Origin of the sequence: Paraburkholderia sediminicola (assembly GCF_046030555.1) — a bacterium.
In the GTDB taxonomy this organism is placed as follows: domain Bacteria; phylum Pseudomonadota; class Gammaproteobacteria; order Burkholderiales; family Burkholderiaceae; genus Paraburkholderia; species Paraburkholderia sediminicola_E.
In genome coordinates, this window is record NZ_JAQQCH010000029.1 from 70,496 (window position 1) to 85,360 (window position 14,865).

Annotated in this window: 13 protein-coding genes; 1 reads left to right on the top strand and 12 read right to left on the bottom strand. The window is 62.4% G+C overall.

What is annotated here, in order from left to right:
* Positions 1-120: 120 nt before the first annotated feature.
* Together PQQ52_RS30020 and PQQ52_RS30025 are read right to left on the bottom strand one after the other, a co-directional pair.
* Positions 121-1,224, bottom strand: coding sequence for a malate/lactate/ureidoglycolate dehydrogenase (locus tag PQQ52_RS30020; protein WP_408219713.1), 1,104 nt, complete (start codon positions 1,222-1,224; stop codon positions 121-123).
* Positions 1,225-1,278: 54 nt separating this feature from the next.
* The gene (locus tag PQQ52_RS30025; RefSeq protein ID WP_408219716.1) at positions 1,279-2,742 is read right to left on the bottom strand and encodes a M20 family metallopeptidase; all 1,464 of its coding nucleotides are present in this window, start codon (positions 2,740-2,742) and stop codon (positions 1,279-1,281) included.
* A 156-nt stretch (positions 2,743-2,898) separates the two neighbouring features.
* Here PQQ52_RS30025 and PQQ52_RS30030 point away from each other — a divergent pair, with 156 nt between their 5' ends.
* Positions 2,899-3,210 (top strand): superinfection immunity protein, encoded by a 312-nt coding sequence (locus tag PQQ52_RS30030; RefSeq protein WP_408219719.1) that lies wholly within the window; start codon positions 2,899-2,901, stop codon positions 3,208-3,210.
* Here the strand turns inward: PQQ52_RS30030 and PQQ52_RS30035 are convergent, their stop codons facing one another.
* From PQQ52_RS30035 to PQQ52_RS30080, 10 genes are all read right to left on the bottom strand, one after another.
* Positions 3,211-3,483, bottom strand: coding sequence for a YodC family protein (locus PQQ52_RS30035; protein ID WP_408219721.1), 273 nt, complete (start codon positions 3,481-3,483; stop codon positions 3,211-3,213).
* Between the two features lie 484 nt (positions 3,484-3,967).
* The gene (locus tag PQQ52_RS30040; protein WP_408219724.1) at positions 3,968-5,533 is read right to left on the bottom strand and encodes an MFS transporter; all 1,566 of its coding nucleotides are present in this window, start codon (positions 5,531-5,533) and stop codon (positions 3,968-3,970) included.
* Between the two features lie 30 nt (positions 5,534-5,563).
* Positions 5,564-6,202: a TetR/AcrR family transcriptional regulator gene (locus tag PQQ52_RS30045; RefSeq protein WP_408219727.1), complete on the bottom strand. Its 639-nt coding sequence runs from the start codon at positions 6,200-6,202 to the stop codon at positions 5,564-5,566.
* Positions 6,203-6,326: 124 nt separating this feature from the next.
* Positions 6,327-7,169, bottom strand: a complete 843-nt coding sequence (locus tag PQQ52_RS30050; RefSeq protein ID WP_408219729.1) for an isocitrate lyase/PEP mutase family protein — start codon at positions 7,167-7,169, stop codon at positions 6,327-6,329.
* A gap of 215 nt (positions 7,170-7,384) precedes the next feature.
* A complete protein-coding gene (locus PQQ52_RS30055) occupies positions 7,385-7,810 on the bottom strand; it encodes an OsmC family protein (RefSeq protein ID WP_408219731.1) in 426 nt (141 codons plus the stop codon).
* 250 nt (positions 7,811-8,060) lie between these two features.
* The gene (locus PQQ52_RS30060; protein ID WP_408219734.1) at positions 8,061-8,615 is read right to left on the bottom strand and encodes a carboxymuconolactone decarboxylase family protein; all 555 of its coding nucleotides are present in this window, start codon (positions 8,613-8,615) and stop codon (positions 8,061-8,063) included.
* A 28-nt stretch (positions 8,616-8,643) separates the two neighbouring features.
* Positions 8,644-9,972 carry an aspartate aminotransferase family protein gene (locus PQQ52_RS30065; protein ID WP_408219736.1) on the bottom strand — a complete coding sequence of 443 codons (1,329 nt, stop codon included), beginning with the start codon at positions 9,970-9,972 and terminating at the stop codon, positions 8,644-8,646.
* A 33-nt stretch (positions 9,973-10,005) separates the two neighbouring features.
* Positions 10,006-11,046 carry a C45 family autoproteolytic acyltransferase/hydrolase gene (locus PQQ52_RS30070; protein WP_408219739.1) on the bottom strand — a complete coding sequence of 347 codons (1,041 nt, stop codon included), beginning with the start codon at positions 11,044-11,046 and terminating at the stop codon, positions 10,006-10,008.
* A gap of 150 nt (positions 11,047-11,196) precedes the next feature.
* Positions 11,197-12,051 carry a MurR/RpiR family transcriptional regulator gene (locus PQQ52_RS30075; RefSeq protein WP_408219742.1) on the bottom strand — a complete coding sequence of 285 codons (855 nt, stop codon included), beginning with the start codon at positions 12,049-12,051 and terminating at the stop codon, positions 11,197-11,199.
* A 97-nt stretch (positions 12,052-12,148) separates the two neighbouring features.
* Positions 12,149-14,431: an amylo-alpha-1,6-glucosidase gene (locus tag PQQ52_RS30080; protein ID WP_408219745.1), complete on the bottom strand. Its 2,283-nt coding sequence runs from the start codon at positions 14,429-14,431 to the stop codon at positions 12,149-12,151.
* Positions 14,432-14,865 lie beyond the last annotated feature (434 nt).

Genomic DNA, 14,865 nt, shown 5'->3' on the forward strand with positions numbered 1-14,865 from the left:
GCAATCGAAAATATGGTTTTCAGGTGTTTGTTTTTCTATTTGTGGGCCAACAGACGGAATATCCGATTGGCATATTTCAAAGCGAGCGCCGCAAAGCGCCCGTTGAGCCGCAAGCAATCGTTATTGCAATCGCGCGGACCACCGCTCAGCCTGCTCCGGACGCATACCGACGGCCAGCGCCGCCGCGTGAATCTGTGCCCACGTGGCAGCATCGACCGGAATGCCTTCGGCCTCGCGTTGCGCGCGCATCACCCGCTCGGGTCCGCCGGGCTCATAGATGCGGTCCGCGCCGGCCGCGAGCGGCGAAGCCTTCACCCAGTCGATGAATGCATCGGCTTCGGCCTGCGCGGCGGGGGCGTCGAACGCGGCGGGATCGACGATCACCGACAGCATGCAGTTGATGATCGCGTTGGTCGTGCCGAGCGTGTCTCTGTGCGTCGTGAAGCCGCCCGACAGCGCACCCGCGAAAATCTCGCACATTGCCGCGAGCCCAAAGCCCTTGTGACCGCCGAACGGCGTCAGCGAACCGAACGGCGCTTCCTGCATGACTTTGGGGTCGAGGGTCGGAAAACCCTCGTGATCGATCAGCGCGCCAGGCGGCACTTGCTTGCCCTGGTTATACGCGACGCGCGTTTTGCCATAAGCCACCGTGCTGGTCGCGAAGTCGAGCACGAGCGGCGGCTTGCCGGGCCGCGGATAGGCGGCGCAAAACGGATTCGTGCCGATGCGGCGGTCCGCCCCACCGAACGGCGCCACGAGCGGATCGCCCGCCACATTGACAAAATGGAACGATACGAGACCGGCACGCGCGCATTGTTCCGCCCAGTGACCGATGCGCCCGATGTGGTGTGCGTTGTGCAAGCCGACCGCGCAAATGCCGAGGCGTTTGGCACGCTCGATGCCCTGCTCCATCGCCTCGAACGCGACGACCTGGCCGAAGCCCCTGGCGCCGTCGACGGTCAGGACCGCGCCCGCGTCTTTCACGACTTTCGCATGCAGGTTCAGTTGCAGTTGCGCGTCGGCCAGCGACGCCACATAGCGCGGGATCATCCCCACACCATGCGAATCGTGACCGGTCAGATTCGCCGCCACCAGATGATCCGCGACCAGTTCTGCTTCGCGCGGCGTACTGCCCGCCTGCTCCCAGATCGCCCGTACGTAGGCATGCAATTGATCGGCCGGAATCCGGAGCGTGGCGGGATGAGCAGTCGCGTTATCGGTCATTCACAGTGTCGGCATGGGTGGAAAGATCGAGGTGAAAATCGAGGCAAACGCGCCTCAAGGCGCGGCCGCGATCACCTGGGCAACGGCCGCCGTCAGCTTTTTGCCGTATGGCACGTGCAGGAACTCGTTCGGTCCGTGTGCATTCGACTTCGGCCCGAGCACGCCGCACACCATGAACTGCGACTTCGGGAAACCCGACTTCAGTACGTTCATCAACGGAATCGTGCCGCCCTGCCCCATATAGGCAACGTCCGCGCCGTAATGCGTGCGCGACGCGTCGTTAAGCGCGGTGGCAAGCCACGGTGCGAGATCGGGCGCGCTCCAGCCGCTCGCAGCGCCGGCGTCCGGCTTGAAAGTGACCTTGGCGTTGTACGGCGGATCGAATTCGAGCAGCGCCTTCAGTTCGGCGACGGCCTTCTCTGCCTCGATCAGCGGCGGCAGGCGCAGCGACAGCTTGAACGCCGTGCGCGGACGCAGCACGTTGCCGGCGTCGGCGAGCGCGGGCAAGCCGGCCGCGCCGGTCACCGACAGCGACGGACGCCACGTCGAGTTCAGCAAGGCTTCTTGCGGATCAGTGGTGGTGGGCAACACCTGACGGCCGTCCTGGCCGCAGGCCCACGGCAGCTTCTTCCAGACGTCATCGCCGAGAATCTGGGCGGTCGCTTCCACTTCGCGCAAACGGTCCGCCGGGATCGAGACGTGGAAACCCTTCGGCAACAAGGTGCCGTTAGCGGAGTCTTCGAGACGGTCGAACAGTTGCCGCATGATGCGGAAGCTGGACGGCGCGATGCCACCGTAACCGCCCGAGTGAATCCCTTCGTCGAGCACCTCGACTTCCAGGTCACCGGCGACCAGTCCGCGCAGCGACGTGGTGAGCCACAGCTGGTCGTAGTTGCCCGCGCCCGAATCGAGACACACGACAAGACCGACTTTGCCGAGCCGTTCGCGCAATGCGTCGACGTACGGCAGCAGGTCGTAGCTGCCCGATTCCTCGCAGGTTTCGATCAGGCCGACACAACGCGGACGCTCGATGCCTTGCGCGTCGAGCGCGGCCAGTGCCGTGAGGCTCGCGTAGATCGCGTAGCCGTCGTCGGCGCCGCCGCGACCGTAGAGCTTGTCGTTTTCGAGCTTCGGCGTCCAGGGGCCGAGGTCGTTGCGCCAGCCGTCGAATTCAGGCTGCTTGTCGAGGTGGCCATACAGCACGATGGTTTCGTCGCTGCCCGAGCGGGTCGCGGCCGTTTCGAAGAAGATCACCGGCGTGCGGCCCGGCAAACGGATCACTTCGAGTTTCAGGCCGCGCACGGGTTGCTGTTCGGCCCATTGCGCAGCGTCGGTAATCACACGCTCGAGATAACCGTGCTTGACCCACTCGGGATCGAACGCCGGACTCTTGGCCGGCACGGCGATGTAGTCCGTGAGCGCGGGGACGATCTCGTCGTTCCATTTGCGGTCTACGAATTCGCGTAGCGTGTCCTGATTGATGCGCTGGGTCTGCTGGGTCGTATCGTCGGAGATCATGGTGGCGGTCCGTGGCGGCTCTGTTCAGTCGAAACGTCCATGATAGTCCTGATGCTCGACGGGCTGAACCCCTGCGCGCTCCATTCGCGTCAACACTGCGCAAAGCAGGCAATCGCGCGACAATCGCGACATACGTCGCGTCTGGGGAGACAGGCTATGGGTGGAAACGTCGTGGTTCAGGCCATTGCCGCGGCGCTCGCGCTGGCGCTGTATTTTCTGCCGAGCATTCTCGCGGACCGACGCAAGCGTCATGACGTGCTAACGCTGGCGCTCTTCAATGCGTGCCTTGGCTGGACAGGTTTTGGCTGGCTACTCGCGCTCTACTGGTCGTTGCAGCCGAACCCGCCGAAGAACGTGGCGGGTGAAATTGTAGAGACGCGGAAAATCGTACGGATGCGGGCGTTTTCTTCGGCGCTTCTGGTGCGCGTGCAAAGGCGCGCCACGGCGCGTGACCGCGTAGACAAATAATCAGGCCGCGCGGCCCATCCTGCCCCACGTCACCGAGCCGGCGGGGATCGAGCGCGGCTCAGCCCGCACGCTCTCGTGCGCGAACATCTCGCGGCGCAGTTCGCCATATTCGTCGAACCACTCGCAAATCAGCCAGTCACCAGGATTGAGCGCGACCGGACCTGCGTATGTCACGGTCATGCGCAAGCCCCCTTCTTTCAGCGTGACAACATCGCCGACAGTGAAGCGTGCGGCTGGTGCTGTTTCGAATACGTCAATGGTAGCGGTCAGCATATTCAATCCCCTACGGAACCCGTTGAGCGGAATTAAGTCATTGCGTCATGCTTTGCAACACTGAACCTGCCGAAGGAAAACTCTAAAAAGAGTACCCAGATTAACAATCGAAATTAACCGCGGCAAGTGCTTTTTATTGATACCGTTTTCATTGGCACTGGAATAGGTTTTCCAACCCGGCAGTCGACGATTCGAACCGGGAAAACCCTTCTGAACGGCGCCTGGACGCCACCCGTGCGGCACCGCATGATCGCAAAACTTACAGCAGGAAACCCGATCCGCAGGTAGAAAATACGGCCTCGATTTATCGTATCTAAAGCGCTGCCGACAAGCCCCAATTCGGGTTTATTCCAACTGTCCGCAAACGGAGTTACCTGTGAACGCAAAACTCACCGGTAAATTCACCCACGCCAAACCGGCTTTGTTTAAAGTGCATAATAGTTTTTAGCGACCACCGTTGAAAACGATTTCCCAGCCGCCATTTTCAAACCGGCTGAGCGGCCCGGCGCAATGCCAATTGCTGATGCCGCACCAGCAGCACGCTCAAACCGATACAGACGAACATCAGACACGCGTTGATCGCGAGGCTGAGCTGAAAGGCGTGCGCATAGGCGCCTGGTGTCTCGTTGCTGCCGATCACCCCGAAAAACGCCCCGCTGATCGCTGCCGTGCCGAACGCCGAGCCGATCTGCAATGTCGACGACACTACACCTGAGGCGAGCCCCGCCTTCTCCGGCGCGACTTCCAGTAGCACGATGCGCATAATCGACGGCAGCAGCAGCCCGTGACCGACACCCGCGCACACCAGTCCGCAATAGAACAGCAGGTCCGGCGTAGCGGCATGGGTCGCCGACCAGCCCGTCACCGTGAAGCCGACTGTCATCATCGAGAAGCCGAGCGCCAGCACATGGCCGCCAATGCGCCTGACCACCGCGGGCGACGTCAGCGGCCCAATCACGAAGCCGATCGCAAACGGCATGATGGCCATACCCGAGGCGAGCGGCGTCCAGTGCAAACCGGTTTGCAGGAAGATCCCGTAGGTCAGGAAAAACGCGCTGTTGCAGTAGAACAGAAACGCGAGCACCAGACCCAAGGAGAAGGCCGGGTTGCGGAACAATTGCAGATCCACCAGCGGATGGCCACCGCCGCGCTCGACGCGCCGCTCGGTCGCCACGAAAAACGCGAACGCGGGCACGGCAAGCGCGAACATCACGAAGGTCCACGCCGGCCAGCCGGCTTCACGGCCGTGCGTCATCGGATAGATGACCAGCAGCAACACCGTTGAAAGTAGTGCGACGCCCTTCAGGTCGATGCCGGTACTCGTGGCCGGCTGATTTTCCGGTACGAACTTCCACGTGCCAACGAAGGCCACGATGCCGATCGGAATGTTGATCAGAAAAATGATGCGCCAGTCGAGCCCGAACGGGTGATAGGTGATCAGCGCGCCGCCGCCCAGTTGTCCGACGATCGAAGAAAGCCCGAATACGAAACCGTAGAGGCTCATGACCTTGGTCTGCCGATGCAGCGGCACCACCGCGCGAATGGTCGCGAGCACCTGCGGCGCCATGATCGCGGCCGCGATGCCCTGCACGATCCGCGAGATCACCAGCATGTGGCCGCTGGTGGCGAAGCCGCACAGCGCGGAAGCGACCACGAACGCCGCCATCCCCGTCATGAACATGCGGCGCCGGCCGAACAGGTCGCCGAATCGTCCGCCCGTGATCAGCAGCACGGCATACGCGGACGCGTAGGCGGACACCACGAGTTGCAGTTGCGCATTCGTGGCATTCAGGCCGTTGTGAATCGACGGGAGCGCGAGGTTGACGATGAAATAGTCGAGTGGCGCAAGGAAGGCGCCGACGAACAGCACGGCGAGCGCGAACCCCTGGCGCTCGAAGCCGGACGCCGCCTTCCCGGCGCCCGCCGCCACGGCGCTGGCGGCCACCGCACCCACGCCGGGGCAAACAGCAGCGCCAACACCGCCGACTGCCGGCCGCGTCGCGGGTCCAACGAATGCCGCCGGAGCGGGCTTGACAGCGTCTATATTCATGACTGTTCGTTCAAGAATTAGGTAAAAAAATTAGACGAGCGCGCGCATGGCGACGTCTACGATTCCGATCAACGCATCTTCCTGGTGGGCGACTCGCCCCAATACGCGCAGCCCTTGCATCACGCACAGCAGGAAATCGCCGACGGCTTTTTCGTCGAGCGTGGAATTGAACGCGCCGCTCGCCTGGCCGCGAATCACCGACGCCGCCAGCAAAGTCGCCATACGGCGCTGGATTGCCGCGACGCGGGTGCGCAGTTCCTCGTCGCCGGGTTGCATCTCAAGCGTGGTGTTGGTGATGAAGCAGCTGCGCTCGCCGATCAGCGCGCAAGCAACCCGGGCGTAATGCAGCAAAGCGTTGCGCAGCGCCTCTTCCGGCGCCACCGGTGCGTTCAGCCGCTCGGCCAGCCGCGCGACGGAACCTTCCGCGTAGTGATCGAGCGCGGCGAGCATGATGCCGTGCTTGTCGCCGAATACGCCGTACAGACTCCCCCGCAACAGGCCGGTAGCCTTGCAGAGGTCGTCGATCGAGGTGGCGTGGTAGCCGTGATTCCAGAAAACCTGACTCGCGCTCGCCAATACGGTATCCGTATCGAACTCGCGCGGCCTGCCCCGAGAGCAGACCTCGCCCGCTTTTTTCTCGGATTGCTTCGAATTGCCTGATTGCGTCATGCAACGGATATTATGACTAAGCGTTCAATAACGCAAGGTAATTGAGACGCTTACTTGCCAGCAGTGCGGCTTGCAAGGCGCCGCCTATGGCACACGCGTCATCATGCAGTTGTCACCCGGCCGCCTATTTGCCCCACTTCTGCGCAGCGGTTGTGAACAGCTGGTTGATCTCATTGCCGCTAGCGGCTTCCTTCGTATAGTTAAAAGTGCCGTGATCGTGCATTTCATGCGCCGCGCGAAGAAACGCGCCCAGCGCCGCGCGTGCGAGCGAACCGCCCACGCTGACACGTCGCACACCCAGCGAGCGCAGGTCGTCGAAACTGAGCAGGACGCCTTGCAGCCCCATCAGCACATTGACCGGCCGGTCGAGCGCGCCGACTACGGCAGCAATCTCTTCGCGCGTCTTCAGGCCGGGCGCGTAAAGGACATCCGCGCCAACCTCCTGATAGGCCTGCAGGCGCCGGATCGTGTCGTCGAGATCGGGGCGGCCCACCAGATAGTTTTCGGCACGCGCCGTCAGCGTGAATGGAAACGGCAGGGCACGTGCCGCGACGACCGCCGCGCGCACGCGCTCCACAGCGGCTTCAAACGGGTAGATCGGTTCCTCGGCGCGGCCGGTCGCATCCTCGATCGAACCGCCGACCACGCCTGCCGCCGCGGCCTGCCTGATCGTTTCGGCGCAGTCTTCCGGAGCGTCGCCAAAACCGTTTTCCAGATCGGCGCTGACCGGCAAATCGGTCGCACCCGCGATTTCGGTGAGATGCACCATCATCTGCGCGCGGCCGATGGCGTTATCCGGCAAGCCACGCGAAAACGCATAGCCTGCGCTGCTGGTGGCAAGCGCCTTGAAACCGGCCAGCGCCAACAATCGCGCGGTGCCGATGTCCCACGGATTCGGGATGATGAAAGCCTCACCCGCTGCGTGGTATGACTGGAATTGCTGTGCTTTTTCGGTTTGCGTTGTCATCGACAGTTCCATTGAAGACGACGACCGGCGTTCCCGCGCCCGCGCGCTCCCGGTCGTCGTTATGTTTCGTGAAATGGCAAATGCGTGGCAAATAAGTCGCAAGTGCGCGGCAAACGAACTGCGAATGCGAAAACCAACGGAAAGTGCCAGCCGGCGGCGCCTGGCCGCCACTGCCAGCCGGCCCTGCAGGTATCTGCAGTGGATGAACCGCGGGCTCAGGTTTCGAGCTTCGCGTCCATCGTGATAGTGGCGTTCAGTACTTTGGAAACTGGGCAGCCCGCCTTGGCGTCCGCGGTAGCCTTCTCGAACGCGGCCTTGTCGCCGCCGGGGATTTTGACGGCTACGTCGAGATGCACTGCGGTGATCGAAAAGCCGCCGCCGTCCTTGTCGAGCGTGACGGTTGCCGTGGTGCCGATACGTTCCGGCGTGATGCCGGCCTTGCCCAGTTCAGCCGATAGCGCCATCGAGAAACAACCCGCGTGCGCAGCCGCAATCAGCTCTTCCGGATTCGTGCCGATGCCATCCGCGAAGCGTGTGGCAAACGAGTATTGCGTTTCCTTGAGAACGCCGCTGTCGGTGGAAATCGAGCCTTTGCCGTTTTGCAGGTTGCCTTGCCAGACCGCTGATGCCTTGCGCTTCATCGCTCTCTCCTGTTTGTGCCTTGCTTCGCACCGCCCCTCAACCCTACGTGATGCCGCCAGCAACGGTCCAGCCCGGATTTTCGTGGTATCGGCATCGGTTGTGAGTCCCCCAAGGGATTTCCTTCGGGGCATGCCGCGCGGCGCTGCAGGCGCGGGGTGGACCGAACTTCATCATAGGCCCTTCCGTGTGCCAGTGTCGTGACGACGCCGGCGTACGGACTCATGCAGACTCAACCGGGCAATGCGGCCGCTACTCGGCGAACGGCAAACTCTCCTGCCCCACTGCCCGCATATCGAACACGTTCAGCGTCATCGCCACGAGGGCGTAGTAGCCGAGCAGGCCCACCAGATTGATCACAACCTGGTGGCCGAAGCGCTCAACCGCCTTTCTATAGGTGGCATCCGACACCCGTTTGGTGTCGTACAACTCGCTCGCGAAGTCATGGATCAATGCGTCGTCGGGGTCCGTGAAGTCCGGGCGTTGCCCTTGGCGGATCCCCTCGGCGTCCGCTTCGGCCACACCGGCTTCGAGAGCAATCGGATAGTGGATATACCACTCGGCCTGCGCCTGCCAGCGCGCCGCGGTCACCAGAATCGCCAGCTCCGACAGGCGTAACGGCAAGCCGGTGCGATAGCGGCAGAACGCGCCAAGGCGCTGCGCCTGCTGCGCCAGTTCCGGACTATGAATCCAGCCCAGAAACGGCCCGTTCAGATTGCCGCGCGGGCCGGACAGGATCTCGTCGAGCACGGCCCTTTGTTCAGGCGTGGCATCGGACAGTTCGAAGTGAGGCAAACGCTCGGTCATCGCAAATCTCGCAGAAATGAAACGGGCATCAGATAGCGGCTAGCGCGCCTTCGATCGCATCCGTCAACCGGCTGACGATCTCGTCGATGTCGCGCGTGGTGCAGATGAACGGCGGCGCCAGCAGCACATGATCGCCGATATTGCCGTCGACGGTGCCGCCCATCGGATACACCATCAAACCCCGCGCGAACGCTTCGCGGCGGATCGCCGCGTGCAGTTTCAGCTTCGCGTCGAACGGCGTTTTGGTGGCGCGATCCTGAACCAGTTCGACGCCGACAAAGAGGCCGCGTCCGCGGACGTCGCCGATATGCGGATGCTGCGCATAGTGCTCGCGCAGCCGGCCACGCAACTGCTCGCCGCGCGCCTGGACGTTCGGCAGCAGATGGTCGTCAGCAATCACGCGTTGCACTTCGAGCGCCGCGGCACAGGCGGTGGCGTGGCCGATATACGTATGCCCATGCTGAAAGAAACCCGAGCCGCCGACGATCGCCTGGTAAATCCTGTCGCTGACCAGCGTCGCGCCGATCGGCTGATAGCCGGCGCCGAGCCCCTTGGCGATGGTCAGCATGTCCGGAGCGATGCCGTCTTCTTCGCATGCGTACAGATAGCCCGTGCGGCCCATGCCCGACATGATCTCGTCGAGGATCAGCAGCACGCCATAGCGATCGCACACCGCGCGAATCTTGCGGAAATACTCGCGCACCGGCGGCACGGCGCCGGCCGTTGCGCCCACCACCGTTTCCGCAACGAATGCGGCCACCGTGTCAGCCCCGAGTTCAAGAATCTTCTGTTCGAGTTCGTCCGCGAGACGCTGCGCAAACTGCGCTTCGGTTTCGTCGGCGCGCTGCTCGCGATACGCATAACACGGGCTCACGTGATGCGCTTCGATCAGGATCGGCAGAAACGGTTCGCGCCGCCACGCATTGCCGCCGATCGCCAGCGCCCCCAGCGTGTTGCCGTGATAGCTCTGGCGCCGCGCGATGAAATGACGACGCTGCAACTCGCCCTTCTCGACGAAATACTGCCGCGCCAGTTTCAGCGCGGCTTCGATCGCTTCCGAACCGCCCGACACGAAGTACACGTGTTCAAGCCCTTGCGGCGCGCTCGCCACGAGACGATCGGCAAGTTCCTCGGCGACCTGGGTCGTGAAGAACGACGTGTGCGCATACGGCAATTGCTGCGACTGCCGTTTGATCGCGTCGATCACGCGCTGATTGCTGTGGCCGAGGCACGAGACGGCTGCGCCACCCGAGGCGTCGATATAACGCTTGCCCGTGGAGTCGATGATTTCGATGCCGTCACCGGCGACAGCCACTGGCAACGACTGCTTCGGCGAGCGATGGAATACGGTGGACATGGTTTCACTTTCCTTTCTGTTTGCGACGGCTGCTCAGGCGCCGGTCTGCGCAGGCGACATGCGTGCGATGAAGGTGTCGAACGCGCATTGCCCCTGTCGATAAACTTTCATGGAGACACCCGCACGATCGATTTCGAAAAGCGCCGTAGCGAGCGTGTTTTCGTCGTCGGGATCGAGCGGGTCGTCGCGGTAGATTGGCAAACCTGAAGGCGCGCGATCCAGCAACACGTCGAGCAACGCAGCCGGCTTGATTGGGTTGGCGAACGTGCTCAGCAGATGGCCGACGCGCGCCTGACGGTCACGCGAAGAGTCGGTGACGATTTGCGCCTCGGCTTCGCAGCCGGGATGAATCAGATGGTTCGCATGGCCGGCAATAGTGGGCACCGTCTGCACGGAACATCGCTGTGCACTTGCTTCGATGCTCAGAATACGCTCGTCCCCTGCGCAACCGAGTGTGTGATGAAAACCGCTCGCCGCCGGTGTGCCGCGCAGAATGTGCAGCGCCTCGTCGAGAGACCCCGCATCGAGTACCGCCCGCGCAAGGATCATCCGCGGCACGCCGGTTGCGGGGTCGCGAATACGCAGATTGTTGATGGCCTGCACGAGACCCGCGCGGTTGGCAGCGAAGGTATGACCCGGTAACGACCCGGGGTAATAGAAGCTCACGAAGCCGGGTTTGCCGGCAGGCTGAACGTCTACCAGAGCGCAACGCTCGCGCAGAAAGGGATCGCCGTCTTCATTGTGTGCAATGAAACGCGCATCGCCTTCAACGACGGCCAAGGTCGTGCAACCATCCGGCGCGTTGTGAATCAACTCGCCGCGGCAATTCCACAAAAAGATGTCTTCCGCCGACCAATCCAGTCCTGCCGCCATGCCGTCGAGCTCGGCCAGCAGCACAGGGAAATGCGCTTCGGCCGCATCGCGCAGCTTCTGCACGAACGGATCGCCGCGCCAGCGCCGAACCGCCCGCCACGCGCTGCTCTGTTCCATATAGTCGGTGAATACCGCTCTGGCGAGTTCGCCCAGCCTGTAGCCGATGTCATACGGCTCACCGCTCACCTGAAAAAGACTCAAATCCTGCTTCGACGCCACGACGCACACTCACTCAACAATCGATACGTGTTTATACTTATAAACAACATTTGTTGTCAAGCGGTGTGGCGATGAAGCAGATGGCGTGTTTATGCTCCGTGCCAGATATCTACCTGGCTCAGACGAAGCACATCAAGGCACGTACGCGCCCTTGTCATGCAGCGATTGTTCGGCGATACCGAGTTGCTCGACGGCGGCCGCCCCTTCCAGCGCGAGCAGATGCGCGACGAGCGATTCAGAAATCGCTGTGGCCGCCACCAGTGAAGGAAAGAACGACGGGCTTTCGTGCGAAAAAATCAACACCTTATCGGCGTTCAACGCGATCGGCGACACCGCGCTGTCTGTGATTGCGATCAGCTTGCTGCCCTTTTCCAGCGCCGCTTCGGCTACGCGCGCCGCTTCGACTGAATACGGCGCAAAACTGATGACGATGGTCGCGCTGTCACGTTCGATCGTGCGCAATTGCATCTCGAGCGTGCCGGCTTCGCCGTTGAGCAGCGACACGGACGAACGGAACAGCCGATAGCCGTAGATGAGCCCGAACGCCACCGCATAACAGGAGCGAAAGCCCGCGACGTGCACATGCGACGCGCGCCGCAGCAGACGCGCCGCTTCGACGATCATGCGGCCGTTGTGCGCGGCAGTGACTTCCAGATTGTGTTGTTGCGCGGCCAGCAGATCGTTGGCCAGCGCATCTTTCGATTTGACGAGCGAACGGGCGCGGCTAGTGAGCGGCTCGGGCCGCGTGCGCACGCGTGCAACGAACAGGTTGCGCAATTCGTTCCAGCCGGGAAAACCCAATTGTTGCGACAGGCGTACCAGCGAGGCGGGTTGCACCTGCGCGCGCTCGGCCACTTTGCGCATCGATGAGACCGCGACTTCGTCAGGATGATCGAGCAGGAACCCTGCTCCCATCTGGAACTGTGGACTCAGTTCGGAGAAGCGCGCCCGGATCAGGGCGGCAAGCTGGTCGAAACTGTCTGGCATGCGATATACCGGGCGAACGGTCGATAAGGATGACAACAAATGTTACCACCCGGTGCATCGCATCCAACAGAACTTCCAGCGTGTTTGCAGCAGGCGCCTAGAGAAGCGCGACCACCCGTACATCGCCCTGCTCGGCCGCCGATGCGACCACCTTGTCGCCGATTCGCCTGAACGTGATCGACACCGACGAATCACCCACCTTGAGATCGCCGACTTCGAGCCAGTCGATGCCCTCGGGCAGCATGGGTTGTTCGATCACGACCTCGCCCCGGGCCGCGTCGATCGTCATGCCCAGACAGGCTTCGAGCATCATGAACGGCGAGCCCGCCGCCCAGGCTTGCGGCAGACAGGCGACCGGATAGGCGGTAGGCGGTTCGCCGCGCCGCCGCGGGAAACCACAGAACAGCTCGGGCAGGCGCATGTCGAAATTGACTGCCGCCTGGAATAGCGCCTGCAACAGTCGCACGGCCGCCGCCTTGCCGCCGTAGCGTGACAGACCGCGGGCACAGAGCGCATTGTCATGCGGCCAGACCGAACCGTTGTGATATGCCATCGGGTTGAAGCGCGCCTGGCTCGCAGCCAGCGTACGCACGCCCCAGCCGGTATGGAACAGCGTGGAGTCGAGCGCGTGCACGACTGCTTCGCCACGCTCACGCGAGGGCAGACCGAAGGCCAGCAAGTGGCCCGCATTCGACGCCATCACGCGGCACAGTTCGCCGTGGCCGTCGAGCGCGATACCGTAGAAGCCGGACTCTTCCATCCAATACTTGTCTTCGACGCACTGACGGATTTTCTTCGCGCGCTCGCTGTATTGCCTGGCCGGATCGTGCAGACCGCGCAGCGTTGCGAAATGCGCCATGGTGTCGAATGCCGCGCTCGCATACGCCTGTACTTCGACGAGTGCGATGGGACCGTCGGGAAAACGGCCGTCGGCATGGAAGACCGAATCGTGACTGTCTTTCCAGCCCTGATTCGCAAGACCGCCATCGGATTCGCGCTGGTAGTCCAGCAGACCGTATCGGTTCTTGTCGCAGACACCCGCGACCCACTGCGCCGCGCGCTCCAGCGCCGGCCACAATTCATCGATCAGAGCGAGATCGCCCGTGCGTGCCGCATAGGCGCCGGCCAGCACGATGAACAGCGGCGTGGTGTCGACGCCGCCGTAGTACAACGCGAAAGGCACTTCGCCGGTGGCGGCCATTTCGCCCTTGCGCATCTCATGCATGATCTTGCCGGGCGCGGCGTCACGAAACGGCGAATTCTCGCGTGCCTGATGTTCGGCGAGAAAGCGCAGCACACCTGCAGCCAGATTCGGTTGCAGCCACAATGTCTGCAACGACGTGATAACGGCATCGCGGCCGAACGGCGTTGAAAACCACGGGATGCCGGCGTAGGGATACGGACCGGTGGCGAGATCCGTAGTCAGCAGACCCAGGTCGGCGAGCGAGCGATCGATCCACGCGTTGAAAAGCGGATTGCTCGAACGCACCCGCGCGGTGACGCGGCGCCGCTCACGCATCACCAGGTGGGCGTCGACCAGCGCGGCGCGCACTGCGGCGCGGCCAACGCGCGGACGCTCCGCATCGATTTGCGATAGATGGGCTTCGCTCACCGCGTGAGTGGGTTGTGCGACGCCCGGGGCGGGCTTGTTGGCTTGCGGGACCACTTTCACCGCGACCGACAGATAGATCGACACGCACGCTTGCGCCGGCAGCTTGACGGTGTAGTCGGCGCGATCGGCGAAGAGCTTGTCCGGCTCTGGCGAGAAGGCGATCTGCACATTGCGCGCCACGTCATCGAGACCGATATAGCCGAGTAGCACTTCGCGGTTCTCGACACGTGCCGGTTCGACTCGGCCCTGTTTGTCGCGCTTGAGACCGCGCACTTCGAACATGTCGCGGAAGTCGCTGGCGAACGAGATCGAGAGCGGCACGACAGCGTCGCTCGTGCCGTAGTTGGTGAGTTCGATGGCTTCGTTGAGGACGGTGCCTGAGAGCACACGTACACGCTCGACGTGGATCACGCCTTCGGGCGTGCTGTCGCCGCCGAGTGGTGGCAGCGGGCGGTTGGTCAGGTGCGCGGTGAACGACGTGTTGTCGCTATTGACGCTGCCCGACAGCAGCGACGGTGCGCGGCCACCGAAGGTGAGGCGTAGTTGCGAGAGGACGCGTGTGTCGTTGACGAACAGGCCGTCGTCATGGCCGGTGATATCCCCGAGGGGGTCGTTGACGATAAAGGTGTCGCCAGACTTCAGCACATGCTGGGTGGCGCTCGCGACGTTGAGATTTTCCGTCGGGATGAATGCGCCGTCCGGCTCGGGTTCGTGGTGGTCGATTCCACCCGAGTGGGACAGGCCGCCGAGGGCTTCTGGCTGCTGCATCAGGGTCGCTCCTATGGGTTCGCTTTTGCGTTCACTTTCAGTTTCGGTTGCTACTGGGTGATGCCCGGTCGTTTCCGATTGTAGAGGGTCTGTTCGCGTCAGACGAACTTATCATGTGGGAGTTTCAGTTTTTTTGGTTTGGCATGGGACGTGCAGGTGGGTTTGGTTTTTTTGTTCCCTGCGCGGGGCTTGTTCGTCTGTTTGCTTGCGGTGTTGGCCTTTTTCTGTTTTTTTTGCCTGCTCGGCGCTTGTTTTTGTGTTGGCCTGTGGCGTTGGCCTTTCCCTGCTTTCTTAGTGGTCGTCCGCGGGACTTGTTCGTCTGTTCGTTTGCGGTGTTGGCCTTTCCTTGCTTTCTTAGTGGTCTACGCGGGACTTGTTCGTCTGTTCGCTTGCGGTGTTGGCCTTTCCTTGTTTTCTTAGTGGTCTATTAGCGT